This window comes from Arthrobacter sp. UCD-GKA (assembly GCF_001863355.1).
In the GTDB taxonomy this organism is placed as follows: Bacteria; Actinomycetota; Actinomycetes; order Actinomycetales; family Micrococcaceae; genus Paeniglutamicibacter.
The window spans coordinates 348601-375086 of the sequence record NZ_MOLR01000008.1 but is presented as its reverse complement, the minus strand read 5'-3'; the positions used below and the strand labels follow the sequence as shown (position 1 = coordinate 375086).

Genomic DNA, 26486 nt, shown 5'->3' with positions numbered 1-26486 from the left:
CACGGTGGCCTGATAGAAGGTTGTCCGTCCAGTGGAACCCCCGCAGGATGTGACTCGTTAGAGAATTGCCTCGGCGCGATCCCACCCCGGCTGGCCGACCAGCATCCCGTCTTGGGAAGGAAGCCACTGCCATGAGCGCAGTCCGGGAAAAATACACGAACATCGTCGGCGTGGACACCCACGCCCGCACCAACACCTACGCCATCCTGGTGGCCGCCACCGGCGGCCTCGTGGATACCGCCACGTTCCCCACCAGCCCTCCGGGCCTCAAACGGGCCATCGCCTGGATAGACAGGCGCAGTCAGCCGGGCCGGACACTGGTGTCCATCGAGGGCGCCAACTCCTACGGCTCCGGGCTGACCCGAGCCCTGCGAACCACGAAAATGGACCTCTGCGAGGTGCGCCCGCCGCGCCGGACCTCACGCACGGGACGCGGCAAATCCGACGACATCGACGCCCTGGCAGCCGCCCGCACGGTGCTCGGCGAACAGGTTGAGGCCCTGCTGGATCCCCGTGCCGAGGGCAACCGTGAGGCCCTGCGGATCCTGCTTAACGCCCGGACCGTCATGGAACGACAGGGCACCGCCGACCGGCTGATGCTCACCTCCATGCTGCGGACCATGGACCTGGGTGTCGATGCCCGCCATGCCCTCACCGACGGGCAGGTCCTGACGGTCAGCCGCTGGCGCGCCTGCCGCGACGACGACCTGTCGACCAGGATCGCCCGCGCCGAGGCCAAGCGGCTGGCCACCGCCATCCTCCAGTTCCACGCGGAGCTGGAAGCGAACCACCAGCAGCTGCAGGAGGTCGTGGGCCTGATGGCAGCCGGCCTGCTGGACCTCTTTGGCGTCGGGCCGGTGTCGGCTGCCCAGGTACTGGTTTCCTATTCGCACCACGGGCGGGTCCGTTCCGAGGCCGCCTTCGCCGCACTGGCCGGGGTGAATCCGATCCCCGCCTCGTCGGGCAACAAGACCCGGCACCGGCTGAACCGTTACGGCGACCGGCAGCTCAATAAGGCCATTCACACGATTGCCCGCTCCCGAATGACCTACGACCCCGCTACCATTGCATACGTCGAACGGCGGACCGCGGAAGGCAAGACCCTTCGGGATATCCGCCGCTGTATCAAACGATTCATCGCCCGCCAACTCTTCAGGAAGTTGCCGGCCCTCTTGACTTGATCCATAGAAGGGTCTGTGAGTCTTGAACTGGCTGGTCTGGGATCAGCTGGCAGAGTAGGAGCCAGCCGTCCATTCCGTGGTCGTGGCTCAAACCGGATCTGACCCGCAAGGTGTCTTTGTCTTGACTTGTCCGACCATGGGGTGGCCGGCCGGCGCCTGCCCGGCCCACCTCGGTAACTTGATCAGAAGGCTGCCCGCCGCCAGTGGTGGCGTGGCTCATCACAGTATTGTTCCGAAGTGACTTCTCCCCGGACCGGTGCCGGCCGTAAACGGTCGCCGCCCCCTGTCCGCTAAGAGAAGAGTTTGGAACCGCAATGTCTATTGTCTCGCGAACCTACGGGTTTGTCGTGGGGGTTGACACTCACGCGAAAAATCATGTCTATGCCATCATCAATGCCGCCACCGGCGAACACCTCGATACCCGCGATTTCCCCACTACCGTTGCCGGGATCAACCGTGCAATCACCTGGGCAGGCAAGCGCACCGGCGGAGACGCCGAAACACTCTGGGTCATCGAAGGCACGGCTTCCTACGGCGCAGTCCTGGCCGGCACCGTCTCCACTGCCGGATACCGGGTCACCGAAGCCCCCAGGATGAGTGCCAAGGCCCGCCACGGGGTCGGCAAGTCCGATCCGCTGGACGCCCGCCGTATCGCCACCGCCGCCTTGCCACTGCCTGCCGATCAACTGCGCACACCCCGGTTGAACGAGGGAGTCCGCGCCGCTCTGCGGGTGCTGCTGACCGCCCGCGATTCAATGACCGGAGAACGCACCAGCGCAGTCAACGGACTCACGGCCCTGCTGCGGATCACCGAGCTGGGGATAGACGCCCGCAAGGCATTGACCGGGGAAAAGATCATCGCGGTCTCTAAGTGGCGTGAACGCGATGAGGCCTTGGCCGAGGCCACGGCCCGGGCCGAAGCGATCCGGTTGGCCAAACGCATCATCGACCTCGACGACCAGTTGAAAGCCAACGTTACCCGGATCACCGAGCTGGTCTCTGTCAGTGAGGCCGCAGCGTTGTTGGAGGAAACAGGATTCGGGCCGGTCACCGCAGCGGTCTGCCTGACCACGTGGTCCCACCACGGCAGGGTGCGCTCGGAAGCCGCCTACGCGTCCCTGGCCGGGGTGAATCCCATCCCAGCTTCCTCGGGCAATACCGTAAGGCACCGACTGAACCGTGGAGGGGACCGGCAATTGAACAAGGCCCTGCACATTGTTGCGATGGTCCGCATGACCCATGATGAGGAAACGAGAAAATACACCGACAAACGCACCCAGGAAGGACGCACCACCAAAGAGATCCGCAGGTGCATCAAACGGTACCTCTCCAGAAAGGTCTACCGAATCCTGAACGCCGGCACTACAGCCACGAGTCCCACTTGACAGATATAGAAGGGTCTGTGAGACGTGGCCAAGGTTCGCCTTCTGTCTGGTGCTCGACCTGACCAACCATTACTTCAACGTCCGCAAGCACTCGCTGACGAATCCGGATGAAGTTATGGAAGGGCAAAATTGCCAATGGGGTACCGGTGTCCAAGCATCCCATGTCAGCCTCATCACGCTTCAGCGAGGCCTCAGGGTATAGTGTGAACCAGAAAATTGTGCCATGCTATTACCTGATAGGTAACGAGGGATTATCTTGAAGTTGCTCTATCAGACGCCCGAAGTAGCGAAACTATGCACAAATAATCGAGAAGCAACCAAAGTGCTTGGCGATGTCTGCGTCAAATATCTCAGGCGACGAATAAAGCAGGTCGAGTCCGCCATAGCCATCGATGACCTCTTTCAGGGACCCGGAAACTGGCATCCCCTCAAAGGAGACCGTAAGGGCGAGTTCGCAGCCAGCCTCCAGGGAGGTTGGCGGTTAATAGTGACCTTTGACAGCAGCAGCCCGAACGGACTGATTGCTCGGCTTGAAAGTATCGAGGATTACCACGATGGATAACAACGAGGAGGGCAAGGTGACTGACTATGTATCGGCCGATTCCGACTATGCCGTCCCAACCGGTGAATTCATCGAGGAATGGCTCGAAGAAAACAATATGTCGCAGGCCGAGCTGGCACGCCGACTAAATGTATCGCCAAAGCATGTAAGTAAGTTGATAGCTGGCGCGCGCCTCACTGAGACTGTCGCCATGAAATTGGAGCTTGTCACTGGCGTTCCGGCAAGGATCTGGCTCAGTTACGAAGCAACGTATCGCGCTGATATCGCGCGTCTTGGTCTTGAAGCCGAACTCGCGGCCGAGAAGGACGTAGCAGCACTATTTCCGGTCAAGGAACTCCGACAGATGGGCATCATCACGGAGACTATGCGTCGGCCAGGGATTCTACTCATGCAGCTCATGGGATTCTTCGCAGTTGGTTCTTTAGAAGGCTTAAAGTCGCGAGCCCAGCCACTAGCCGCATTTCGCCAAGACGCTGCACACCCTGTGGACCCCGCTGCCGTGCAGGTATGGCTTAGGCTCATTGAGCTCGAGCTCGCCAGCCTAGACGAGTTGGAGAGCCGTTACAACAGAGAAGCATTCCTCGAGTTGCTACCTGAAATTCGCGCACTGTCACTTAAATCTCCCGAAGAGTACGGTTCACTCATTCCGCAGATGCTGGGGGACGTTGGGATCCGTCTCATCTACAAGAGCGAAGTCAAAGGCATCCGCGCTTATGGGGCGACCCAGTGGATTGGCGGCCATCCAGTCATCACCCTGACCACGCGAGGAGATGATGAGGGGAAATTTTGGTTTACGCTGTTCCACGAGTTCGGCCATGTCTTACATCATCCTCACAACGAACTTTTCATTCAGAATCAGGACGGCGACGGCGGATCGATATTGGAGGCCGAAGCCGATGGCTTTGCTTCCGATTATTTGATCAAGCCGGGAATGGCCAAACGCCTCGGCAGTCTTCGTTCGCTTCAAGAAGTTAGAGAGTTTGCCGCTGCCATAGGTGTTTGCCCGGGCATCATTGTGGGTCGGATGCATCATGACGGAATATGGCCCTACCAAAATGGGCGCGGCCTCTATAAGCGCCTGGCAATCAACGACGGTGACGAATAGACGAGCATTCCGGCCAACCATCGTGCTGAGGGCCGTTCCAGACAGGAGGCCGTTCGTTCTTGCCCACACGGCCAAGGCGATGGAGAAGTTCCCGGCCGGAGTCATGCACCAGGAGAAGACACTCGAGCTTGACGAGGTCGAGGCCCTGCGCGCCGAGAACGTTGCGGAAAAGGCCGCCGACACACACCGAACACTGATTCCAACAGCTCACCGATTCTGGCGGCCGCCCCATCGTTGGGGTGGCCGCCAGTTGCTGTCTCCCGCCAGATCGGGCATTCCGATGTCAACGGTACCGCCGGCGGTCCGTCAGTTTTCGTTGTCGTGCTTGGTGCGGAGCCATGTGTCGATATGTCTATCGTCACGGTTAAAAGCCGAGAGCTACCACGGATTGCCGGTTTGGGAGAAATCCCGGGACCACGCCCGCGACCCTTCGGCGAGCCGCTGGGCTCCTTCGTCCTACGGGATCAAGCGGCTTGCGGTCCGCACTGCGGAGACGACGTCGAGGATCCCGCGGGCGGTCGTGGCCGCGTCCTCCCGGTCCGAGAGCAGCGACGTATGGGTGGCCCCGTCGATGACACGGTGCCGGCTGTTGGTCGACAGCGAGGCAAGGGCTTCCTGCGAAGCGGCCCAAGTGGTCGCACTGCCTGTGCCTGCCGTCAGCACGACCAGCGGCTTGTCGGCGAAGTCCGTCAGGGCTGCGGCCTGCTGCGCCGAGGATCCCGCGCGGATGTATTCGTCGATCGTGCTTCGTGCCTGGCTCGCGGTCGCCCCGTCGGACAATCGGCCGAGGCCGAGTCTGGAAGCGCCCGCCACCAGCGCGGAGAGACGGTTCATGGTGGTCTCGGAGCCGGGGCGGGTAGCCTGCACCGATTCCTGTTTCGAGGCCGGTGCGGTCGAGTCCACCAGCACCAGTCCCGCCGTGTCGTGCGGGTAGCGGGCCGCGAAAGTCAGTGCATACAGGCCGCCGAACGAATGCCCGGCCAGCACGTACGGTCCCGGAACGTTCCCCCGCTGCAGCAGGGTGTGGAGGTCGGTCGCGACCTGCGCACCATCCTGCGGGGTGGCCGCCGGTTCGCTCCAGCCCTTCCCGGCCCGGTCGTAGACGCACACCCGCGTCGCAGCGGCTACATGCGGTGCGACCAATGCGAGATCCGATGACATGAGGCCGGCGCCCGGTTCAAGCACGACGGTTGGACTGCCCGAGCCGGTGCAGTTCAAGTACAAGTGGTGTCCGCCCACGTCGACCAACTGTCCCTGGACCGGCGAAGCCCCTGCATCAACCACTGCGCGCACCGTTTCATAGCCACTGCCCAACGAGGCCAGGGCCAGCAGTGCGATCACCGGGTAGAGCATCATACGCCCGATTCGGCTGCGTAGCTGCCGACGGGCTTGGAGGAAAATCCACACCGCCGCGGACAGCACGGCCGGTGGCCATGCCCAGGCAAGCGCTTCGCGCATCGGGGATCCGAACACCAGCAAAAGCAGACCGCCCAGGCCCATGATCGAAGCCGGGACCACCGCCCACTTCTGCGGCTGGTCCGTGAATTTTAACGAAAGCACAGCCAACATCGCCCAGCCCAGGGCAAGCCCCGACAGCACTGCGCCGACCATGCTGCTTTCGGTGGCCGGAATGATCGAGGCGGTGGCCAGCAGCACGGCGGCGAGGACGCCTGCGATCAAGGATCCGGCCACGATCCAAGCGATAGGTCCCCTGCGCATTGGGCCAGTACGCGGAAGACGGTCTTCGTCCTCGGATCGGCGGCTCTCGGGGATGGCAGTCGGCTGGTGTCCGCCTACCGGTTGTTCGGGGGAAAAGGGAGTGCTGCTGCGGCCGTTGCCCCCTCGTGTCGAGTTCCGGGCGGCCAAGGGCAGGCGTGGTTTTGCAGGCGGTAAATCCGACTGTGCGGAAGTGGCTGAAGTTCCTAGGTTGATCATGATTCAAGTCTCCCCAGCCTGGGCAGCTGGCGGGAGCGGCAAAAATGACCAGTATGAAAAGGATCCTGCAGCTATCAAGGCTCCCGTCTCGACGGCCCGGCGTACAGTGGCCATATGCACCGTGTCGTTGCACTGGCCCTGCCGGATGTCGTCGCTTTTGACCTGGCCATCCCGGCGCAGGTATTCGGCCACGAGGATGAGCGCCAGCTGTACTCGTTCGCGGTGTGCGCCCCAGAACCCGGATTGGTCAAGACCACGACGGGCTACGCCATCCACGCGGCCGAAGGTCTCGAAGCCCTTCTGTCAGCCGACACCATCGTGGTGCCAGGATTCAGCCCGCTCACCGACCCGCCTCCCGAGGTCTCCAGCGCCCTTCGCGGCGCCGCGGCGAAGGGAACCCGATTGGTATCCGTCTGCACGGGGGCGTTTGCGCTGGCGGCCGCCGGGCTGCTGGACGGAAAGCGCGCCACCACTCATTGGAGGAACGCGGAACACCTGCAAACCCTCCATCCGGAAGTTTGCGTCGACGCCGGCGTGCTGTACATCGACGAGGGCGGTGTCAGCACCAGCGCCGGCGTCGCGGCCGGAATCGACCTGTGCCTGCACCTGGTCAGGACGGACCACGGCACCGAGGCAGCCAACCGCATCGCCCGGCGGATGGTCGTTGCACCCCATCGCGAGGGAGGGCAGGCACAGTTCATCGAACGCCCGGTCGCCCCGCCCTTGACCCATTTCGCCGAAACGTGCGGCTGGGCCCTTCACCACCTGGCCGAGCCGTTGAGCGTTCACGACATGGCAACCCACGCAGGCTGGGGGTCGAGCAGTTTTGCGCGAAAATTCCTGGCAGTGGCCGGCCTGACACCCATGCGCTGGCTGACAAGCCAGCGGCTTACGGAGGCATGCCGCCTGCTCGAAACAACCAACCTGACCGTGGGGGCAATTGCCGCCCGGACCGGCTTGGGAACCTCGGCCAACTTCAGGCTGCATTTCACCCGTGAATTCAACACCACACCTTCCAGTTACCGCCGCGTATTCGCGGATCGGAAACGGCCAGGGATGACGTCTCAATCGCCGGAAAGGGAAATCCTGGCGAAGCCTCGATGACCATCCTTGCCAAGGCCATCGTGGCCGGTTCCCTTCCGGCACGATGCGATTCCTAGCCCTGGGTGACTTCCAGCGAGAACTCGATGAATCCGGAATCCTCCACGGCAACAAAGCCCAAGTTCGGCGCTTCGACGCCGAATTCCGCCCAGGTCGTGGGTATCTGGCCAACCAGTTTCGCAGCTCCGTCGCTGAAAGCACTCTGTACGTTGGCCTCGACGGACACGGTCTGGCCGTTGAGCGTCAAATCACCGGTGATGGGGATTGTCCGGGTCTCCCCCTCGAGCGTTGCGGACACGTCGACGGGCTCGGTCAGCGTGAATCTCGCCTCGGGGAATCGCGACGTATCGATCGCCGAGGTGCGGAAGTACTGATCGCGCCGGCCTGAGTCCGTGGTGATGGTTTCCACCTTGAGGACGAGATCCGCGGCCGTGAGCCGATCGTCTTCGACGGTCAATGAGCCGCCGACGTCTTCGGTGCGTCCCGTGACGGTCACGTCTGCACCGTTGAGTACCTCGTTGAGCCTGTACCCGGCGAAGGATCCGGAACCTACGGTCCAAGTCCCGTCACGGTCGGCAGATGTTGATGCCGCGCTCGCGTCCCCCGCACCATTGGACGCCGCGCTGCTTGGCATCGCAGACAAAGTCGGAACGGCATCGGCCTGGGCGGAGACGTTGGCGGCGTAGATGCGGCTGCCAATGAATACACCAGCGATGATCACCGCGACCGCAATGGCGATGATCCACCTCGGTCTTTTCTTCCGGGCGTTGTTCTTGGGATGGGGCGATGCGGGCTGGTCGGCCATGGAGTCTCCTGATCGATCGCGTCATCTTCCGGCGAACTTTGGTTGATCATTGAATTGTTTCATCATCTGGGGCGCTGCAAAGCGAATAGTGCGGTAATCCCGCAAAGTTCACCAAAGACGCACAGGCCACAAAAAGGGAAGCTTGGTATCTGGAGGGATGATCGGTGGAAAGCTCAGGAAAGTCCCGCATGGCGTGCCATTCCGCTTGGCGAGAGTACTCGTTCACTCGCGACCTCAGCGGCGTATACCGGTTCACTCTAACTGCGATGGGACAGTCCAATGACGGCAGCGATCTGTACGTTGTTCTGGCTGATGCAAAGGCTCTGTGCGGTCCCCCGGCCTTGGCAAATTAACGAACACACAGAGGAATTCATACCCGTTACCCGACCCGGGCGATCTCACCGGGCATATTCCAGCAGCCAATTGGTGACTCTCCGTCTACACTTCCCACTATGAACATTTCTTATTGAATGCAAAGACATATGTAATCAGCTCAATTACATGTCGACGGATGGCACGCGCCTTCCCTAACGGCTCCGCCCGGTTTGACCGCCTGGCCAGCAGCCCCTTCTTCGATGCGCAACGATGGTGCGCTTGTAAGCCGTTCCAAACGAATCCATGGTGCTCAGCTACTCGGATTCCGGCAATGATATGTTCCAGCGGACAGCTCGCAAGGTATCTGTGCTCACAGGATCGACTCCACGCTATGGTTTCGAGGAACAGACAAGCCCGCGCAAATACCGTCCTCTGCGAAAGCATAAAAAAATTCCCCGGCGCCCTGTGACGGGAACCGGGGAATCTCAATCAAACCTAGTGCTAAAAATTAGCGACGCAGGCCGAGGCGCTCGATCAGCGAACGGTAGCGCTCGATGTCGGTGCCCTTGAGGTACGCAAGCATGCGACGACGACGACCAACCAGGGCCATCAGGCCGCGGCGGGTGTGGTGGTCATGCTTGTGCATCTTCAGGTGCTCCGTCAGATCCAGGATGCGACGTGACATCACGGCAATCTGGACCTCCGGCGAACCGGTATCGCCTTCGCTGGTGGCGTAGGCCTTCATGATTTCCTGCTTGACAGCGGCGTCTAATGCCACAATAACTCCTAGAGTTGTACCGCGTTTCAAAACACCGTCACCGGCAGGTGCACTCGCAACCGCGGACTGCAGCGGGCACCGCAGAAAAGTCTACCAAGAACTTGGCCCCTGGCGGCACGCCTCGAGACGCAAGGCACATGCACTGCGGCCCGCAGGTACCGGTTCACGCCAAGAAAATGCTTGCGCTGATACGGTCGTTTCCTGTCGAGTTGCCCGGCTTCTCTGGCCACTGGCCTCTTGGATGCCTAGGGTGAAGGCATGGAATCAAGGCCACGAGGTACACAAGCCGGTGACCGGGTTGCAGCCGAGCCCAAGAGCTGGAACATGGTTCCTGAGCGGAAAAATGCCGCATGCCTGCCCTCCATTGGCCCGGGCCGCTAGCCATGCTGGCCTCCGACGAGTTCAGCGAAGGACAGCTCAATCCCGCCAATGCACCTCTCCCCGGTGTTGAAAACCCATCGGGCGGCCTGATCGCCAACCTGCCGCCGGCCTCCTTTTCCTTCGTGATGGCCACCGGAATAGTCTCGACAGGCTTGGACCTCTACGGCGCGCCCGTGCCGGCATTGGTACTTTTCATCATTGCGGTGCTCGCCGGGATCGTGCTCGCCGCGGCGACCTTGTTGCGATTGATCGGCACGTTCGGCAGGGTGGTGCGCGATGTCCGAAGCCCCGGCCGCGCCTTCGGATTCTTCACCATCGTGGCCGCCGCCAACGTGCTTGGCGCGCGATTTGAGATGTACGGCTGGATCACCACGGCCTTGGCCATGGCCGTGGTGGGTGCCGTCGTGTGGGTGGTGCTCAACTACACGCTGCCAACGGAGTTGCTGGTCGCGGAGCGCAAGAACCCCATCATCGCGGAAATCAACGGCAGCTGGTTCCTGTGGGTGGTGGGAACCCAATCCGTTGCCGTGGCCGCAGCCATGGTGGCCCGCTTGGGCGGATCGGAGCTGCTGGCCGCTGCCGCCGTGGGGCTGTGGGGAGTCGGCGTGATGCTCTACCTGATTGTGGCCACCCTTGTCACGATACGTCTGCTCACCCACCCCGTGGACCCGGCATCCCTGAGCCCCACCTACTGGATCTACATGGGTGCCACCGCCATCTCGGTGCTGGCCGGTTCCCGGATCCTGCTGCTGCCCGCGCAGATGCCCATCCTGGAAACCGCGGGACCGGCCGTTGCCGGAATCAGCTTCATCCTGTGGGCCCTGGGCCTGTGGTGGATCCCGTTGCTGCTGCTCTTCGGGATCTGGCGGCACGTGCTGCGGCACCGGCCGTTGCGCTATGAAATCAGCCTGTGGAGCATCGTCTTCCCGCTGGGCATGTATGCCAGCGCCAGCATGCTCTTTGGCACCGTCGAGGGGCTCGACTTCATGGTGGGCCTGGGCCGGATCATCATTTGGGTGGCGCTGCTCGCCTGGCTGGCGTCCTCCCTCGCCATGGCCCATGCGGCATTCTCCTGGCTGCGCCGCCGCCGGGGCCTCCGTGGCACGCGGCCGGGCCCCGCAGTGTCCTGACCTCACCGGCCCGGTTCCGTGGCACGGCAAGTCCCCTTCCTCGCGCTGCTTACTTGGGGCGGCGCGGGATCGTATCGACCTTGTCCCACCCGCGCCGGTGCGCCCGCGAGCCCTCGTGCGCGTCGCGGCTGCGATACACGATATAGGGGCGGAAGAGATAACCCACCGGTGCGGTGAACACGTGCACCAGGCGGGTGAAGGGCCACAGCGCGAACAGCGCAATGGCGGCAACCGCGTGGAACTGGAAGCTCAGCGGTGCACCGACCATCAATTCCGGCTGCGGGTTGAAGTAGAAGATGCTGCGGAACCAGACCGACACCCCTTCCCGGTAGTTGTACTCCCCCGCCACCCCGGAGACGGTGTTGACCAGTCCGCCCAGGATCACGATTCCGAGCACGAGGTACATGACCTTGTCCATCACGGTGGTTGCCCCCATCACCGCCTTGGTGAAGCGGCGCCGGTAGAGCAGTCCAAGGAATCCCACAATCGTGAAGACCCCGGCAACGGCGCCCACCGAGACGGCCATGAAGTGGTATGCCCCGTCCGAAATGCCCATTGCATCCGTCCAGCTCTTGGGGATGCCCAGGCCCATGACGTGGCCAAGGAATACTGCCAGGATGCCGAAGTGGAACATCGGGTTGGCCCAGCGCAGGATGCTGCTCTCGTACATCTGGCTCGAGCGCGAGGTCCACCCGAACTTGTCATAGCGGTATCGCCAGATGTGCCCCAGGACAAAGACCGTCAGGCAGATGTAGGGGAAAATCAGCCACAGGAACACTTGCCATCCGTTATCCATCACACGCCTCCTTGAATCGGTGCCAAATCCGGCATTCCATAGGTGTCCAGTCCGACCTGTTCGTCCGCGGGCCCCTCGGCAATGAGCCGTGCCACGATCTCGTGGTCCGTGCCCTTGAGCCCCGGGAGGGTGGAACAGACCGATTCGACCGCCCCAGACCATGGCGAGTCGGTCTCGCGCAGGTGAAGGCGTAGCAGTTCCAAGCCGGCCCGGTTGTCCAGGATGATCTTCAGGCCCGCCTTGGCATCGGTGAGCGCGCCGAATTCCAGGACCACGCACAGGTGGTCCGGCAGCTGCTCCGGGGCCGGTTCCAGGCCGGCCCGGGCGTAGACCTGCTTGATGCGCAGCAGCGCCAACCCCCGCTTCCTGGTCTCGCCGTTGGAGAAGTAGGTCAGGAACAGGCATCCGCGCCGACGGGTGTCGAAGGTGTCGACGTATTGGCTCTGGGTGTCCGCCACCCCTGGCCGGCGCAGGTATCGGATCGTCTCGAGCAGGCCCGCCCCGATCTTGGCCGGCAGGGAAGCGGCGACCTCGTCGAGCAGGTCCAGGCGCAAGAGCATCAGCTCGTCGGGATAATCCAGCAGGATGGAGGCGCACTGCCAGGCCGCGGTGATTTCCTCCGAGGTGTACTTCAGGGCCGGCACCTTGGGCGTCACGGGGTGGCTCCCGGGTCAGGCGGCGTGCCGGGGAACAGCCCGGTGGGCGTGCCCTGGCCGTTCCAGTTCAGCAGGTTGATGCGCACACCTTCGGGTCGGCCCGGGACATCCGGTCCCCCGCCGCCCGGGTCGGAACCAAAGGAATCATCCATGCCACCCATGCCGCCCATGCCCGGACCTCCCTCGACATCCAGCGAGCACTCCGTGGCGATGTTCTCCAGCTTGTGGGCGTCCTCGTAGTGGGCCGCCGGGATCACGTAGCGTTCCTCGTACTTGGCGATGGCCAGCAACCGATACATGTCCCGGACCTGCTGCCCGGTCATCCCCACCGATTCGGCGATGGACTCGTCGGGTTCCCATCCCATGTTGATGTCGCGCATGTAGGAACGCATGGCCGCAAGCTTGTGCAGGACCCGGTCCACCGGCACCGTGTCCCCCGCGGTGAAGAGCCCGGCCAGGTACTCGATCGGGATCCGCAGCTTGTCGATGGCCGCAAACAGGTTGTCCTTGCGCTCCGGGTCTTCCCCGGTCTCTCCGACCGCATCCACGACCGGGGACAGCGGGGGGATGTACCAGACCATCGGCATCGTTCGGTACTCGGGGTGCAGCGGCAGGGCAACCTTGAATTCGTTGATCAAGGCCCAGATCGGCGAGCGCTGGGCCGCTTCCACCCAATCGTCCGGAATTCCGGCCAGTTTCGCTTCACGAATGACCTCGGGATCCCGGGGATCCAGGAACACGTCGCGCTGGGCCTCGTAGAGACCGTGTTCATCCGTGGTGGATGCCGCCTCCAGCACCTTGTCGGCGTCGTAGAGCATCAGCCCGAGGTAGCGCAGGCGCCCCACGCAGGTCTCCGAGCAGATGGTGGGCTGGCCGATCTCGATGCGCGGGTAGCAGAAGGTGCATTTCTCGACCTTGCCGGTCTTGTGGTTGAAATACATCTTCTTGTACGGGCAGCCGCCCACGCACTGGCGCCAGCCGCGGCAGCGGTCCTGGTCCACCAGCACGATCCCGTCTTCCTCGCGCTTGTAGATGGCCCCGGTGGGGCAGGAGGCAACGCAGGAGGGGTTCAGGCAGTGCTCGCAGATGCGCGGCAGGTAGAACATGAAGGTCTGTTCGTATTCGAACTTGATCTTGTCTCCGACCTGCTTCAGGATCGGGTCGTTGTGCGTGTTCTGCGTCGACCCGGCCAGGTCGTCGTCCCAGTTCGAGGACCAGGTGATCTTGGTGTCCTGCCCTGTCAGCAGCGACTTGGGCCGCGCCACCGGCATGTGCTTCTGCGCCGGGGCGGTGGTCAGGTTGTCGTAGTCGTAGGTCCACGGCTCGTAGTAGTCCTTGATGCCCGGCATGTTGGGGGCCGCGAAGATGGTCATGAGGTTCTTCAGCCGTCCCCCGGCCTTGAGCTTGAGCCGGCCGCGCTTGGTCAGCGTCCAACCGCCCTTCCACTTCTCCTGGTCCTCGTAGGTGCGCGGGTATCCCTGGCCGGGACGGGTTTCGACGTTGTTGAACCAAACGTGCTCGGCTCCGGACCTGTTGGTCCAGACCTGCTTGCAGGTGACCGAACAGGTGTGGCAGCCGATGCACTTGTCCAGGTTCATCACCATGGCCATCTGCGACATGACACGCATCAGTACTCCACCTTCTGGTTGCGGCGGCGGATCACGGTGACCTCGTCGCGTTGGTTTCCCGTGGGCCCCATGTAGTTGAAGGCGTAGGTTTGTTGGGCGTAGCCGCCGATCATGTGCGTGGGCTTGATCATCAGCCGGGTCAGCGAGTTGTGGTTGCCGCCGCGCTGGCCGCTGGTCTCCGACAGCGGCATGTCGATCAGCCGGTCCTGGGAGTGGTACATGTAGACGGTTCCCTCGGGCATCCGGTGCGAGACGATGGCCCGGGCGGTGACGGTGCCGTTGCGGTTGACCGCCTCGATCCATTCGTTGTCCTGCACCCCGATCTTTTCCGCGTCGATCGGGCTCATCCAGATCCCCGGCCCGCCCCGGAACAGCGAGAGCATCAGCAGGTTGTCCTGGTACTCGGAGTGGATGGACCATTTGTTGTGCGGGGTCAGGTAGCGCACGGTGACGCCCGCCGACGACGTGGAGCCGATCTCCGGTTCGTCGAACAGTGCGGTCATGTCCAAGGGAGGGCGGAAGGTGGGCAGCGACTCGCCCAGCTCGGTCATCCAGTCGTGGTCCAGATAGAAGTGCATCCGCCCGGTGAGGGTGTGCCAGGGCTTGAGCCGCTCGACGTTGATGGTGAACGGGGAGTACCGCCGTCCCCCGGCTTCGGAGCCCGACCATTCCGGCGAGGTGATCACCGGCACCGGTCCGCGTTGGGTGTCGGCAAAGGTGATGCGCTTGCCCTCGTGTTCCGAGGCCAGGTCGTGCAGTCTGGTGCCGGTGCGCTTCTCCAGCGTCTTGAAGCCCTCGGTCGCCAGGCGCCCGTTGGTGGTGCCCGAGAGCATCAGGATCATCTCGCAGGCCTGGAAGTCCTTGAGGATGTCCGGGCGCCCGTGGGCCACGCCTCCGCGCACGACCCCGTTCTTCTTCTTCAACTCCTCGATCTCCGGTCCCAGCTCAAAGGTGATGCCCTTCGTGGTGGCGCCCAGGGTGTCCAGCAGGGGCCCGATCGATCGCATCTTCTCGCCGATTGCGGTGTAGTCCCGCTCGACCTCGATGATCTTGGGCATGGTGACGCCCGGCACGGGCTCGCATTCGCCATATTTCCAGTCCCGCACCTTCCCGTGAGGAGCCGCCATCGCGTCGGGGGTGTCGTGGGTCAGCGGTGCGGCGACCACGTCGGTCTGCGTGCCCAGGTGGCGTTCGGCCAGCTTGCTGAAGACCCGGGAAATCTCCTGCCAGGCATCCCAGTCCGTGCGCGCGAGCCAGGGCGGGGAGATCGCGGGGTTGAAGGAGTTCACGAACGGGTGCATGTCCGTGGTGGACAGGTCGTACTTCTCGTACCAGGTCGCCGCAGGCAACACGATGTCCGAGTGCAGGGTCGAACTGGTCATCCGGAAATCCAGCGTGGTCAGCAGGTCGAGCTTGCCGATCGGTGCCTTCTCACGCCACTTCACGTCCTTGGGCCGGAAACGCTCGGCTGTTTCCTTCGCCGTGATCGTGTGCGAGGCCCCCAGCAGGTGGTTGAGGAAGTACTCGTTGCCCTTGGCCGAGGAACCGATCAGGTTCGAGCGCCACAGCGAAAGCACCCGGGGAAAATTCTCCGGGGCGTCGGGGTCCTCCGCGGCGAAGGCCAGGCGCCCGGCCTTGAGCTCCTCGACCACGTAGTCCGCAGAGGTTTGCCCCTTTTCCCGCGCCTGGGCGCCGATGACCAACGGGTTGCGGTCAAAAGTGGGATAGGAAGGCATCCAGCCCAGACGTGCGGACTGGGCTATGACGTCGGCGGTCGTCTTGCCGGCCAGCTGGCCCTTGCCGGTCCGGGCGGTGAGCGCGTCCGCGCCGAACTGGTCGTAGCGGAATTGATCGGTGTGCAGGTACCAATAAGCGGTCTGCACCATGTTCCGTGCCGGCCGCATCCAGTCCAAGGCGTTGGCCAGCTGCGTGTATCCGGTCAGCGGACGGACCTTTTCCTGGCCCACGTAGTGGGCCCAGCCCCCGCCGTTGACCCCCTGGCATCCGGTGACAGTGGTCATGGTCAGGAAGGTGCGGTAAATGGTGTCGGAGTGGAACCAGTGGTTGGTTCCGGCACCCATCAGGATCATGGACCTGCCCTTGGAATCCTCCGCGTTCTGCGCGAACTCGCGGCCGATCCGCTCGGCCGCGGCTGCCGGGACCCCGGTGATCTTTTCCTGCCAGGCCGGGGTGTACGGGGAGTCGGCGTCGTCGTAGCCTGTGGGCCACTGCCCCGGAAGCCCGGGGCGTCCCACCCCGTATTGGGCCAGCAGCAAGTCAAAGACGGTGGTCACCAGCCGGCCGGCGACCCGGCGCGCCGGGACCCCGCGGCGGATGACTCCGATGTTGCCCTGGCCGGCGTCGAAGCGCGGCATGTCCACGCTCACGTTTTCATCGGCCTTGTCGATCAACGTGAGTCTCGGGTCGATGTCCCCCAGGTCCAGGTTCCACTTGCCCACGCCCGTTTCGCCGTAGCGGTGGCCCAAGGTGCCCGGGGGCACCACCAGGGAGTCGGTCGCCGCATCCACGAGCACCGCCTTGAAGGCCGCGTTTTCCTCTTCATGGGCGATTTCCGTGGTCAGGTCCTCGGCGGTGAGGAACTTTCCGGCCGTGAAGGTGCGCGCCCCGTCCGCGTCTTGCGCCTCGTCCAGGATGACCAGGAACGGCAGGTCGGTGTATTTCTTCACGTACCCGGTGAAGTAGGGGGTCTGCCGCTCGACATGGAATTCCTTGAGGATCACATGCCCCATGGCCATCGCCAGGGCGCCGTCGGTGCCAGGCTCGGCGGCCAGCCATTCATCGGCAAACTTGGTGCTGTCGGCAAAGTCGGGAGACACCACGACGACTTTTTGCCCCCGGTAGCGCGCCTCGGTCATCCAGTGCGCGTCGGGGGTCCGGGTCACCGGGACATTGGAGCCCCACATCATGAGGTATCCGGCATCCCACCAGTCCCCCGATTCGGGGACATCGGTCTGGTCGCCGAAAACCTGCGGGGAGGCGATCGGCATGTCGGCGTACCAGTCGTAGAAGCTCAGCATCGAGCCGCCGATCAGGTTCACGAACCGGGCCCCGGAAGCGTGGGAGACCATCGACATGGCCGGGATCGGCGAGAAACCGGCCACCCGGTCCGGACCCCACTTGCGGATGGTGTGCACGTGCGCGGCGGCGACGATCTCGACCGCCTCGTCCCAGCTGGCGCGCACCAGCCCGCCCTTGCCGCGGGCCCGCTTGTACCGCTGCGCGCGCTCCGGGTCCTCGGTGACATCCGCCCAGGCCAGCACCGGATCCTTCAGGCGCGATTTGGCTTCCCGGTACATCTCCAGCAACACCCCGCGGATGTACGGATAGCGCGTGCGGGTCGGCGAGTAGGTGTACCAGGAGAAGGAAGCTCCGCGCGGACAGCCGCGCGGTTCGTATTCCGGCTTGTCGGGCCCGGTGGTGGGGTAATCGACGGCCTGGGTTTCCCAGGTGATGATGCCGTCCTTGACGTACACGTTCCACGAGCAGGAGCCGGTGCAGTTCACCCCGTGGGTCGAACGGACCACCTTGTCGTGGCTCCAGCGGTCGCGGTAGAACGCGTCCCCGCTGCGCCCGCCGACCTTGAGCAGGGTGCGTCCGTCGGGGGACACCGCCTCCTTGCTGGTAAAAAACCTTCGGGTCTTGATCAAGGCGTCTGTCAGGCCGGAGTTCATGCTGGTGCCCATGGTGGTCCTTCTCCCCCGGTGCAAGAACGCCGGAATCGATCGGTGCCTATGCCCGAACCCAACCGGCAATTACCGGTGTGACCGGGCCCAGAACCTCGAATTCCCCTCACGCTAACACGGAAGGATTGAGACCACCATCACACCCGGCTTCTGCCCCGCGCATCCGCCTGCGGTTCCGGCCGGGAAACGCTCCGGCGGCACCCGGGAAATCTGCGCAGGCGGTACAGCCCGGGTCTCCGGGGCTTCATGGCGCAGTGGACCCCACTCGCGCCGAGGTCTGGGCTGCGCACCCTCGCCCATGACGCATGCAGGTCGATACCACCAAGATCTCGGCTCACCGAGCGACACTGCCCCGGCTCGCGGCTGAACCGGATTCAAGGAAGCGGGAGCGCCTCCGGCACCGCCGTCCTCGAAGAACGATTGCGCATCGCTTTATTTGTTGCCTGCCGGCCGGGGCCTGCGCCGTGCAGAAATCCTCAGGGAGACCACGATCGCGGTGAACACGACGAAGAGTCCTCCCGCCCACCCGGTGAGCTGTTCCTGGTAGGGCTGGTGCTGGCCAAACAATGCGGGAATCGACAGGATCAGAACTACTCCTGCCAGGGCCATTGCCCCAAGGGCGACCAAGAACGTCTTACTCATTTCAGCTCCTGACAAGCAGCTTGCAACGACGATGATCGGAATACCACCGATCGTAGCGTAGGCGGCGAGGCACGTGCCCAAGCCAACCCCCAGGAATCTAGCTGCGCAGCCTCGCCCGCCATGCGTGGGTCAGGTACGGCAGCCCGAACGGTTCCCCCTGGGTGTGGCCCAGGTGGTCGTAGAGGTACCAGGACAGGTTGTGCTCGACCCGCGCGCGGGTCGCCGCCCCGGCACGCAGGTAATAGCTTCGGGACTTGGCCAGCTCGATGACCTGCTCGGCGCTCAGCGACTGCTCCCAGATCCAGGAACCGGACTCGGGGGCGTGGAACTCCGGACCCACCGGCGGGACGAAGTCCGGCCGGTGCACATCCCCGGCATGCATGATCCGGGCCAGCCGGTGCACCCAGGGCACCGAGACATCGAGCTGGTTCCACACCAGCGACAATTTCCCGCCGGGCTTCAGCACGCGGGCGGCCTCGGTGCTGGCAACGTTCGGGTCCACCCAGTGCCAGGCCTGGGCGTAGGTGATGACATCCGCGCTGGATTCCTCCAGCCCGGTCTCTTCCCCGGTCCCTTCCTGGGCCATGACCTCGGGCAGGCGCTCGCGCAGCACCGCGAGCATGTCGGCCGAGGGCTCGACCGCCGTGACGTTCAGCCCGCGGGCCAAGAGCTGTGCGGTGAAAATCCCGGTTCCGGCGCCCACGTCCACGACGTCGCGGGTGGCTACGGGGACCATGAAGGCCAGTGCGGCGTCGGGGTAGTTGGGACGCACGGCGTCATAGTGGGCGCCGCCGACCTTGAACGCCGTGGCCAGTTCGCGGCGGCGCTTGGCGTCCATGGTGAAGGCGCGGGCGGGCAAACCGGGAACCGGCCGAGGGGCCTGCTCACCGGTTTCCGGGGTTGAATCAGGCATCTAGCAAGACGGTCCGGGTACGCGCAACGTCCTCGCGCATCTGTTCGATGAGCGCCTCGATGCCGCGGTAGGCCACCATCGGGCGCAGGTGCTCGACGAACTCCACGATGATCTGCTGGCCGTAGAGGTCGAAGTCCTCCACGCCCTCGGCGGGCCGGTCAATCACGTGGGCCTCGACCTGGCGGCTGACGCCCTCGAAGGTCGGGTTGGAGCCCACGGAAATGGCGGCGGGCCAGCGCACCTGTGCCTCGTCCACCAACCAGCCGGCGTACACGCCGTCGGCCGGGATGATGCCGGAGGCGGCGGGGTCGAGGTTGGCGGTGGGGAAGCCGAGCTCGCGGCCGCGTGCTGCCCCGTGCACGACCTCGCCGCGCATGCGGTGCGGGCGGCCCAGGATCTGGGCGGCGGTGGCCACCTCGCCGCGGTTCAGCGCCTCGCGCACCCAGGTCGAGGACCAGCGGCGGTGCTCCCCCACGTCCTCGATGCCAATGACGTCAAAACCGTATTGCTTGCCCAGGGCGACCATCACGTTGAAGTCCCCGGAGTTCTCGCGGCCGAAGCGCACGTCGTGGCCCACGACCACCGTGCAGGCGTTCAGCGCGCCCACGATGACCTTGGCAACGAATTCCTCGGCACTGGCCCGCGCGAAGTCCAAGGTGTAGCGGATCATCAGCAACCCGTCGAGGCCCTCCTCGGCGAGCGTCTCGATGCGGTCCTCGATCCCCATGATCAGTTCGGGGGCGTCGTCGGGGCGGTGGACCTGTGCCGGGTGCGGGTCGAAGGAAATGGCCACGGCCCTGGCGTGGCGCTCCTTGGCCGTGGCAACCACGGCGGCGAGCACCTCCCGGTGGCCGCGGTGGACCCCGTCGAAGTTGCCAATGGTCACTACCGACGGGCCGATGCCGGGGGGTACGGCTTCGAGGCCTTTCCAATAGTGCACGTTGCTCCTTCGCTGGTGATCCGGGCGGCCGATTCGAGCACGGCCATAACCATTATGGACGACAAATACTCCAAGTGCCGATTCTTGTCCGTCGTGCGACCCATCGAGGTGGCGCGCGCCATAGGATGGGGCCCAGGGCCGCGAATCCGCCGGTCCCCCAATCGCAAGGAGCTCTCGATGGCCGACCTGAACGAACTGCTCAACATGATCCCGCTGGACCAGCTCGGGGCGAAGCTGGGGGTCGATGCCGACACGGCACGCGCCACCGCCGCCACGGCCCTTCCCTCGCTGCTGGCGGGCCTGCAAAACAACGCGGCCTCCCCCGACGGCGCCGATGCCCTGTCCGCGGCCATCGCGCAGCACGACGCGACGTTCCTGGACGGCGGGGTCGACATCGACGCGGTGGACACCGCCGACGGGCAAAAGATCGTGCAGCACGCCCTGGGAGAGAACCAGTCGGCCCTTGCCTCCCAGCTCAGCGGCGCCGCAGGCGGCGGGGTGGACCTTGGCGCGCTGGTGCAAAAGGCGCTGCCGATCCTGGCCCCGCTCGTCATGGCGTTCCTGGCCAAGAAGCTGTCCTCCTCGCAGGGCGGGCTGGGCGGCATGCTCGGCGGGCTGCTGGGCGGCCAGGAAGCCGGCAACGGCCAGGCTCCCGGCGGGCTGGACCTCGGCGGCATCCTGGGCGGGCTCTTTGGCGGCGGGAACAGCGCCGGCCAGCAGCAGCCGGGGCAGGGTGCCGGCGGCCCGGATCTGGGCGGCATCCTCGGCGGGCTCTTCGGCAAGAAGTAACGCCACTTCCCGCAAGACCAAGCGAGCCGGGTTTCCCTGGCCTTTTCGTCACTGGCGAAAGGCGGGGAAACCCGGCTCGTGGTGTATCCGTGCTTCTGCGCGTTGGGAAGCTACTCCCCCACAGTTTCCTCCCGGGCCTGCGGCATCTTGTGTCTGGCCAACCACCACAGGCCGATCAGCGGCAGCACCAGCGGCACGTAGCCGTAGCCCGAACCGAAGTGCGACCACACCGCCGGGTGGGCAAAGAGCGCGGGCAGCGCGAAGCTGAGCGTGCCCACCACCAGCACGCCAACCAGCTCGAAGAGCACTGCGTACCAGGAGAGCCTCCAGCTGCCGGGCTTCTTCGAGGCCAGCGCGAGGGTCGCCACGATGTACACGGCACCGGCCAGCGCGCTGAGCAGGTAGGCCAGCGGAGCCGCGCCGAAGTCCAGCAGGATCTGGTAGACGGCACGGACCGTGGCCGAAAGTGCCAGCACCCCGTACACGGCGATGATGATCCGGCCCAGGCCCGAGCTGCGCCCGCCGTTTGAGCGCACCGGCTTGTTGTTGTCCTTGCGGTTAGCCGCATCCACGATGCGCGAACGCTTCACCTGGTTTTTTCCGTGCTCGCTCATGCCGGCAACGCCCCGTCCCAAATCTGTTCCATCCTGTACAACATGACAAAGACTATGGCCCCGGAGACCGCCAGCACGGTGTTCGACCACCGCGACTTGTCGGTCACCGCCCACACGAAGGCCAGCACCGGGATCAGCAGCGCGGTGAGCAGGTAGCCCCAGAACTCCCAGGGCTCCCCGCTGATCGCCTGTCCCCCGGCCTGCCGGATCGCCGCGGCGATCCCGTAGACCACCAGGAACACCTCCAGCAGCGCGACCGCGACCAACGCGAAGTCGTCCGGATAGGTGCGGATGATGGTGGCCAGCACGCCCAGCAGCACGGCCACGGCGCACAGGATGGCACCGGCAATGAAGAATCCGTCAACGATCACGGCGGAAGTTACCCCTTAAAAGTCATTCGTTCACACACGGGCACGCAGCCAGGCTAGGAAGCGGTGGCGAACACGAGTTCGGGCTTGGCTTCCTTGCCCTTGTTCTTCAGCAAGGCCACCAGGGTCCCGTCGGGGGCGAAGGCCGCCGTCATTTCCTCGGTCTCGTTCGCGCTGATCCGCCGGCCGAAGGAAAGCTCGGAGCGTTCGTGCTCACTCAAGTCCCGGCGGGTGAACAGCGCGTCGGCTGCCAGTTCCAGCGGCAGGTACTCGAAGTCCTTGGCCAGCTGTTCCAGCGTGCGGGCACGGTCCAGCGTGTAGGGCCCGACCTCGGTGCGGCGCAGCGCGGTCAGGTGCCCGCCCACGGCCAGGTCCTCGCCCAGGTCGCGGGCCAGGGCCCGGATGTAGGTGCCCGAGGAGCACTCGACGGTCACGTCGATGTCCTGGACCTTGCCGCCTCGTTCGCGGCGGATGTCGTGCACCTCGAAGCGGTGGATGGTCACCGGGCGGGAGGCCAGCTTCACGTCTTCCCCGGCACGCACGCGGGCGTAGGCACGCTCCCCGTTGACCTTGATGGCGCTGACGGATGAGGGCACCTGCTCGATCGGGCCGGTGAGCTTGGCGATGGAGGCGCGGATCTGCTCCTCGGTGAGCGCGGCGGCGATCCGGGTCTGCACGATCTCGCCCTCGGCGTCGTCGGTGATCGTCGATTCGCCCAGGCGGATGGTGGCCGTGTAGGTCTTGTTGGCGCCCACGATGTAGGTCAGCAGGCGCGTGGCCTTGTTGATGCCCAGCACCAGCACGCCGGTGGCCATCGGATCCAAGGTGCCCGCGTGCCCGACCTTGCGGGTCCCCGCCAGCCGGCGCGTGCGCCCGACCACGTCGTGGCTCGTCCAACCCTGCGGTTTGTCGACGATGACCAGGCCTGAGCCGATGACTTGGGTGGGGTTCTCCGGGGCAGTTTTCACGCCCTCCAGTATAGGCCGGTTCGCTGGGGGCTTTTTCCCCCGGTTCTTCCGCGGGCCTCGGGTTTCCGGCCTTCAGGGAACGGCGGCCCGTTGTTGCGTGCCCGGCCCCATCCGGCGATCGGCCGACAAGCCATTGACTTGCCTGGGGCCCGGCTCCTACGGTCGGGGCAAGGGATGCCAAGGCCAAAGGGGACGAACATCATGAGTCGGCATGAAAGAATCGTGCTCTTGGTGGCCATCCTCTCGTCTTTCGTTGCTTTCCTGGACGGCTCGATCGTCAACGTGGCGCTGCCGGCCATTGCCCGGGAACTGGGCGGCGGCATCACCACCCAGCAGTGGGTGCTTGACGGCTACCTGCTCACGCTCGGGTCCCTGATCATGGTCGCCGGAAGCCTTTCGGACATCTTCGGGCGGGTGCGGATCCTGCGCATCGGGCTCATCCTTTTCGGCATCGCCTCGCTCTTGTGCGCCGCGGCACCGACCGGGGCCGTGCTGGTCGCCGCCCGCCTGCTGCAGGGCGCCGCGGCGGCGTTGCTGGTCCCCAGTTCCCTGGCCCTGATCACCTCCACCTTCGAGAAAGGCCCCCGGGCGGGCGCCATCGGCACCTGGACCGGGTGGACCGGCACGGCGTTCGTTGCCGGTCCGCTGCTCGGCGGTCTGCTGGTGGACACCGTCTCCTGGCGGCTGGTCTTTGCCATCAACGTCATTCCCATCGCCACCACGCTGGTGCTGTTGGCCCGGTTGCACGACCCGGCGCGAATCGAAGCCCGGACGCCGATCGATTTTCCCGGTGCCGTGCTGGTGGCCTTCGGGCTCGCCGGGACGGTCTTTGCCCTGATCTTCCAGGCCGGGCCCGGCTGGGCACACCCCATGGTCTACCTGCCATTCACGCTGGGATTGTTGTGCCTGGCCGCCTTCATCTGGCGCGAGTCGCGGGCCAAGGATCCGATGATGCCGCTGCACCTGTTCCGCGAACGGAACTTCGGCATCGGGAACCTGGCCACCGCGGCCTTCTATGCCGGCATCTCGCTGGGGACATTCATCATCCCGGTCTTCCTGCAGGAAGCCGCGGGCTTCACCGCCTTTGCCGCCGGGTTGGCAACGATCCCGCTGACGCTCATGTCCCTGGCGCTTTCGGCGCTCTTCGGGACGCTGGCGGGCAAATACGGACCAAGGCTATTCATGTCGGTGGGACCGGTGCTGGCAGGAACGGGCTTCGCGCTGATGCTCTTCGCCGAGGACCCGTTGGACTACTGGTGGCAGATCCTGCCGGGCGTCGTGGTGTTCGGCCTGGGCCTGGCGGTCACCGTTGCGCCGCTGACCGCCGCGATCCTCGGCGCCATCGATCCGGCGCAGAGCGGCATCGCTTCGGCCATCAACAACGCGGTGTCCCGGGTGGCCGGGCTGCTCGCGATTGCCGTGGTGGGGTTGGTCACCGGGCCGGTGCTGGACACCGCCGCCTTCCACAGGGTGGTGCTGGTGACCGCGGTGCTCATGGTGGTTTCCGGCGTCGTCTCGGCACTGGGCATCAGCAACAAGCTGCACGTCGGTGCACCGCCCATCCCGCCCGAGGCCACCGCCGCGTGCCACGACCGCATCGTGTCCCACGGGCTGGACGGGGACGGGCAAGAGCGCGGGCTCCAGCCCACCTGAGGGAGCCGTTAGGTCCGTGCCCGGCCCCGACTCGACGCAGGGCCCGGCCCCAAGGCTTCCCTGGGATATCAAATGCCGGCGCCATCCCTGCTCATGTCAATAACGAGTGGGACACGTTTTCCATTGACTTCCCCGCATTCGCGCCATAACCTTCTGACTATCTGGCCACGGCCGGGTCACTCGTATCGGGCAGGGCGCAACTGGGGGCGCCGACACCCTCGTCACCGTTTTCACGGCATCCACTCGTTAATTCCTTCATCGGCGTCACTCGCCTGCCATTGATGATTCCTTGCACCACCAATTTCCGGCAGCGTCCATCGGGCCGCTGCCTTGGGCCATGTCGCGTGATGAGACGAGCCAGTTCAACAGTTCACGTGCCGCTTGCTTGCGGCGCATCCAGTTCTCTTGACTAGGACACTCCACCATGAAGTTTCGCGTTTTTGCGGCAGTAGCCGCAGCCTCGGCCATGACGGTGACGCTTTCCGTCGCCCCGGCCCAGTCAGCCACCGCTCCGCCGTCCCCGGACATCACCAACGTCAAGCAGCTTGCAACGGGTCTTGGGGGGCCGTTGAAGGTTGCCTTCGGGCCACATGGCAATGTCTTGGTTGCCGAGGCAATGGCGGGATTGGTCTCCTCCATTTCACCTTCGGGCAAAAAGACCGTGCTGGTCTCGGCGCCGGGACATGAAATCGCCGGTGTTTCCTACGGCAACAACACCACGTACTACTTCCAGAACGCGGGTTCCGAAGGCGGGGAGCCGCCCGCTCCGGGGCTCACCCCGGCGGTGCTGAAGACCATCGACCACAAGGGCAAGGTCCGCACCGTGACCGACATGGCAGAGTACGAAAGGACGCACAACTCCGACGGCAATACCGTCTACGGGGTCCGCGACGCCTCGGCCGGCTGCCTGGCCCAGGCACCGTACCTGCAGTCCATGGGCGAGGAGTTCTCCCACCCGTACTCCAGCGTGCCGACCCGCAACGGCCTGTACGTCGGTGATGCCGGGGCGAACGCCATCCTGCATGTGAACAACCAGGGCAAGGTCTCGCTGGTGAAGGCGCTTCCCGCCGAGGGAATCACGATCACCGCGGCGGTCCAGGCGATGGCCGCCGAGATGGGCATGACGGTTCCCGATTGCATGCTCGGGCACACCTACTGGGCCCAGCCTGTTCCCACCGACATCACCGTCAAGGGCAACTGGCTGTACTACACGGTCCTGCCGGGGGTACCGGGTGAATCCCTCTCCGTGGGCAAGGTCTACAAGATGAACCTGCAGACCAAGAAGACCCAGGTCGTTGCCACCGGGCTCAACGCCCCCACCGGGGTCGCACTGGACCACATGGGCAACATCTACGTGGCCGAGCTCTTCGGCGGCGGCGTCGCCAAGATCGTCAACGGCCACGCCACCACGGTCCTTCCCGCGGGCCTGGCAGCCGACATCGCGATCCAAAACAAAAAGATGATCGTCAGCACCATGGTCCTGACACCCTCCGGATCGGTGGTGACCGCCACGATCAAGTAGCGCCATGTCCGCGGCCTTGCACGCCGAACGCAGAAACCCCGCAACCGGATCCTGGTTTCCAGGCTCCCGTTGCGGGGTTTCGTGCTGCCCGGGGAACCGGGCGGAAGGGGCAAAACGCCTAGGCGTCGTCCTCTTCTTCTTCGTCGCGCTTGTACGGGTCGGCGTCGCCGGCGAAGGTCTTGCCTGCCGCCAGCGCGGCAACCTCGGCGTCCTTGGCCTTGGCAACCCGAAGCAGCGCCTCGAGGTTCGAGGCGTTGACCGGGATCTCGTCAGCGACGAATTCCAGGGTCGGGGTCAGGCGCACGGTGACGTTCTTGCCGACCTCCTTGCGCAGGACGCCCTTGGACTTCGCCAGGGCAGCTGCTGCATCGGCCTTGGCTTCGTCGTCGCCAAAGACCGTGTAGTAGATGGTGGCGTGCTGCAGGTCGTTGGTCACCCGTGCGTCGGTGACCGTGATGGCCTCCACGCGTGGATCCTTCACGGCCTTGCCCAGTGCCTGGGCTACAACCACCTTGATGCGTTGGGCCAGTTTTGCGGCGCGAGCTGAGTCAGCCACGTTCACTCCTTTTCTCGGCACCCGCGGATGCCGGTTAATGCGCTTCGACGGCGGGGAGC

The 26486-nt window shown here is 64.6% G+C and carries 22 protein-coding genes; 8 read left to right on the top strand and 14 right to left on the bottom strand.

Annotated features, from left to right (window positions below; genetic code table 11):
* The first annotated feature begins 131 nt into the window (after positions 1–131).
* The 3 genes from BLJ79_RS15765 (at position 132) to BLJ79_RS15755 (ending at position 4233) form a co-directional block, all read left to right on the top strand.
* A complete protein-coding gene (locus BLJ79_RS15765; protein WP_071215680.1) occupies positions 132–1181 on the top strand; it encodes a transposase in 1050 nt (349 codons plus the stop codon).
* 314 nt (positions 1182–1495) lie between these two features.
* On the top strand, positions 1496–2566 hold the full coding sequence (locus BLJ79_RS15760) for an IS110 family RNA-guided transposase (protein ID WP_071215679.1): 1071 nt from the start codon (positions 1496–1498) through the stop codon (positions 2564–2566).
* 554 nt (positions 2567–3120) lie between these two features.
* Complete coding sequence (locus tag BLJ79_RS15755) at positions 3121–4233, top strand: ImmA/IrrE family metallo-endopeptidase (protein ID WP_071215678.1); 1113 nt, start codon at positions 3121–3123, stop codon at positions 4231–4233.
* Positions 4234–4689: 456 nt separating this feature from the next.
* Here BLJ79_RS15755 and BLJ79_RS15750 read toward each other — a convergent pair whose 3' ends face one another.
* Positions 4690–5925, bottom strand: coding sequence for an alpha/beta fold hydrolase (locus BLJ79_RS15750; protein ID WP_217641923.1), 1236 nt, complete (start codon positions 5923–5925; stop codon positions 4690–4692).
* Between the two features lie 357 nt (positions 5926–6282).
* Here BLJ79_RS15750 and BLJ79_RS15745 point away from each other — a divergent pair, with 357 nt between their 5' ends.
* Positions 6283–7272 (top strand): GlxA family transcriptional regulator, encoded by a 990-nt coding sequence (locus BLJ79_RS15745; RefSeq protein WP_071215677.1) that lies wholly within the window; start codon positions 6283–6285, stop codon positions 7270–7272.
* Positions 7273–7324: 52 nt separating this feature from the next.
* Here BLJ79_RS15745 and BLJ79_RS15740 read toward each other — a convergent pair whose 3' ends face one another.
* Positions 7325–8074, bottom strand: coding sequence for a YceI family protein (locus BLJ79_RS15740; protein ID WP_071215676.1), 750 nt, complete (start codon positions 8072–8074; stop codon positions 7325–7327).
* Between the two features lie 823 nt (positions 8075–8897).
* Positions 8898–9167, bottom strand: a complete 270-nt coding sequence (gene rpsO, locus BLJ79_RS15735; RefSeq protein WP_071215675.1) for a 30S ribosomal protein S15 — start codon at positions 9165–9167, stop codon at positions 8898–8900.
* Between the two features lie 350 nt (positions 9168–9517).
* Here rpsO and BLJ79_RS15730 point away from each other — a divergent pair, with 350 nt between their 5' ends.
* Positions 9518–10678 (top strand): tellurite resistance/C4-dicarboxylate transporter family protein, encoded by a 1161-nt coding sequence (locus BLJ79_RS15730; RefSeq protein ID WP_083411356.1) that lies wholly within the window; start codon positions 9518–9520, stop codon positions 10676–10678.
* Positions 10679–10727: 49 nt separating this feature from the next.
* Here BLJ79_RS15730 and narI read toward each other — a convergent pair whose 3' ends face one another.
* From narI to BLJ79_RS15695, 7 genes are all read right to left on the bottom strand, one after another.
* Positions 10728–11474 (bottom strand): respiratory nitrate reductase subunit gamma, encoded by a 747-nt coding sequence (narI, locus tag BLJ79_RS15725; RefSeq protein WP_071215674.1) that lies wholly within the window; start codon positions 11472–11474, stop codon positions 10728–10730.
* Positions 11474–12130, bottom strand: a complete 657-nt coding sequence (narJ, locus tag BLJ79_RS15720) for a nitrate reductase molybdenum cofactor assembly chaperone (protein ID WP_071215673.1) — start codon at positions 12128–12130, stop codon at positions 11474–11476. Before narJ ends, narI begins: the two co-directional genes overlap by 1 nt.
* Entirely contained in the window at positions 12127–13758 is a 1632-nt protein-coding gene (narH, locus tag BLJ79_RS15715) for a nitrate reductase subunit beta (RefSeq protein WP_071215672.1), read from the bottom strand. Before narH ends, narJ begins: the two co-directional genes overlap by 4 nt.
* Positions 13758–17462: a nitrate reductase subunit alpha gene (locus BLJ79_RS15710; RefSeq protein ID WP_071215671.1), complete on the bottom strand. Its 3705-nt coding sequence runs from the start codon at positions 17460–17462 to the stop codon at positions 13758–13760. Before BLJ79_RS15710 ends, narH begins: the two co-directional genes overlap by 1 nt.
* Positions 17463–17894: 432 nt before the next feature.
* On the bottom strand, positions 17895–18104 hold the full coding sequence (locus BLJ79_RS15705; protein ID WP_071215670.1) for a hypothetical protein: 210 nt from the start codon (positions 18102–18104) through the stop codon (positions 17895–17897).
* Positions 18105–18201: 97 nt separating this feature from the next.
* Entirely contained in the window at positions 18202–19017 is an 816-nt protein-coding gene (locus BLJ79_RS15700) for a class I SAM-dependent methyltransferase (protein WP_083411355.1), read from the bottom strand.
* The gene (locus BLJ79_RS15695) at positions 19010–19957 is read right to left on the bottom strand and encodes a bifunctional riboflavin kinase/FAD synthetase (RefSeq protein WP_071215669.1); all 948 of its coding nucleotides are present in this window, start codon (positions 19955–19957) and stop codon (positions 19010–19012) included. The genes BLJ79_RS15700 and BLJ79_RS15695 overlap by 8 nt, the downstream gene beginning before the upstream one ends.
* 177 nt (positions 19958–20134) lie before the next feature.
* On the opposite strand from BLJ79_RS15695, the gene BLJ79_RS15690 reads away from it, so the two are divergent.
* Positions 20135–20746 carry a DUF937 domain-containing protein gene (locus BLJ79_RS15690; RefSeq protein WP_071215668.1) on the top strand — a complete coding sequence of 204 codons (612 nt, stop codon included), beginning with the start codon at positions 20135–20137 and terminating at the stop codon, positions 20744–20746.
* Positions 20747–20856: 110 nt separating this feature from the next.
* Here the strand turns inward: BLJ79_RS15690 and BLJ79_RS15685 are convergent, their stop codons facing one another.
* The 3 genes from BLJ79_RS15685 to truB are packed head-to-tail and all read right to left on the bottom strand — an operon-like array spanning position 20857 to position 22663.
* Positions 20857–21360 (bottom strand): hypothetical protein, encoded by a 504-nt coding sequence (locus BLJ79_RS15685; protein ID WP_071215667.1) that lies wholly within the window; start codon positions 21358–21360, stop codon positions 20857–20859.
* Positions 21357–21731: a hypothetical protein gene (locus BLJ79_RS15680; protein WP_071215666.1), complete on the bottom strand. Its 375-nt coding sequence runs from the start codon at positions 21729–21731 to the stop codon at positions 21357–21359. The genes BLJ79_RS15685 and BLJ79_RS15680 overlap by 4 nt, the downstream gene beginning before the upstream one ends.
* A 53-nt stretch (positions 21732–21784) precedes the next feature.
* Positions 21785–22663, bottom strand: coding sequence for a tRNA pseudouridine(55) synthase TruB (truB, locus tag BLJ79_RS15675; protein ID WP_071215767.1), 879 nt, complete (start codon positions 22661–22663; stop codon positions 21785–21787).
* Between the two features lie 234 nt (positions 22664–22897).
* Between truB and BLJ79_RS15670 the strand changes: the two genes are divergently transcribed.
* Both BLJ79_RS15670 and BLJ79_RS15665 read left to right on the top strand, forming a co-directional pair.
* Positions 22898–24349: an MFS transporter gene (locus BLJ79_RS15670; RefSeq protein ID WP_071215665.1), complete on the top strand. Its 1452-nt coding sequence runs from the start codon at positions 22898–22900 to the stop codon at positions 24347–24349.
* A 424-nt stretch (positions 24350–24773) separates the two neighbouring features.
* Positions 24774–25871, top strand: coding sequence for a ScyD/ScyE family protein (locus BLJ79_RS15665; RefSeq protein WP_071215664.1), 1098 nt, complete (start codon positions 24774–24776; stop codon positions 25869–25871).
* A 118-nt stretch (positions 25872–25989) separates the two neighbouring features.
* On the opposite strand, the gene rbfA is transcribed toward BLJ79_RS15665, so the two are convergent.
* Positions 25990–26427, bottom strand: a complete 438-nt coding sequence (rbfA, locus tag BLJ79_RS15660; protein WP_071215663.1) for a 30S ribosome-binding factor RbfA — start codon at positions 26425–26427, stop codon at positions 25990–25992.
* Positions 26428–26486: the final 59 nt, after the last annotated feature.

Coding starts and splice junctions, on each gene's coding strand:
- BLJ79_RS15690 (WP_071215668.1), top strand. CDS start 20,135: ATGGCCGACCTGAACGAACTGCTCAACATGATCCCGCTGGACCAGCTC.
- BLJ79_RS15755 (WP_071215678.1), top strand. CDS start 3,121: ATGGATAACAACGAGGAGGGCAAGGTGACTGACTATGTATCGGCCGAT.
- BLJ79_RS15710 (WP_071215671.1), bottom strand. CDS start 17,462: ATGGGCACCAGCATGAACTCCGGCCTGACAGACGCCTTGATCAAGACC.
- narH (WP_071215672.1), bottom strand. CDS start 13,758: ATGCGTGTCATGTCGCAGATGGCCATGGTGATGAACCTGGACAAGTGC.
- BLJ79_RS15700 (WP_083411355.1), bottom strand. CDS start 19,017: ATGCCTGATTCAACCCCGGAAACCGGTGAGCAGGCCCCTCGGCCGGTT.
- BLJ79_RS15745 (WP_071215677.1), top strand. CDS start 6,283: ATGCACCGTGTCGTTGCACTGGCCCTGCCGGATGTCGTCGCTTTTGAC.
- BLJ79_RS15685 (WP_071215667.1), bottom strand. CDS start 21,360: ATGAGCGAGCACGGAAAAAACCAGGTGAAGCGTTCGCGCATCGTGGAT.
- BLJ79_RS15670 (WP_071215665.1), top strand. CDS start 22,898: ATGAGTCGGCATGAAAGAATCGTGCTCTTGGTGGCCATCCTCTCGTCT.
- BLJ79_RS15760 (WP_071215679.1), top strand. CDS start 1,496: ATGTCTATTGTCTCGCGAACCTACGGGTTTGTCGTGGGGGTTGACACT.
- BLJ79_RS15730 (WP_083411356.1), top strand. CDS start 9,518: ATGCCTGCCCTCCATTGGCCCGGGCCGCTAGCCATGCTGGCCTCCGAC.
- BLJ79_RS15665 (WP_071215664.1), top strand. CDS start 24,774: ATGAAGTTTCGCGTTTTTGCGGCAGTAGCCGCAGCCTCGGCCATGACG.
- BLJ79_RS15740 (WP_071215676.1), bottom strand. CDS start 8,074: ATGGCCGACCAGCCCGCATCGCCCCATCCCAAGAACAACGCCCGGAAG.
- BLJ79_RS15765 (WP_071215680.1), top strand. CDS start 132: ATGAGCGCAGTCCGGGAAAAATACACGAACATCGTCGGCGTGGACACC.
- BLJ79_RS15705 (WP_071215670.1), bottom strand. CDS start 18,104: ATGAGTAAGACGTTCTTGGTCGCCCTTGGGGCAATGGCCCTGGCAGGA.
- narI (WP_071215674.1), bottom strand. CDS start 11,474: ATGGATAACGGATGGCAAGTGTTCCTGTGGCTGATTTTCCCCTACATC.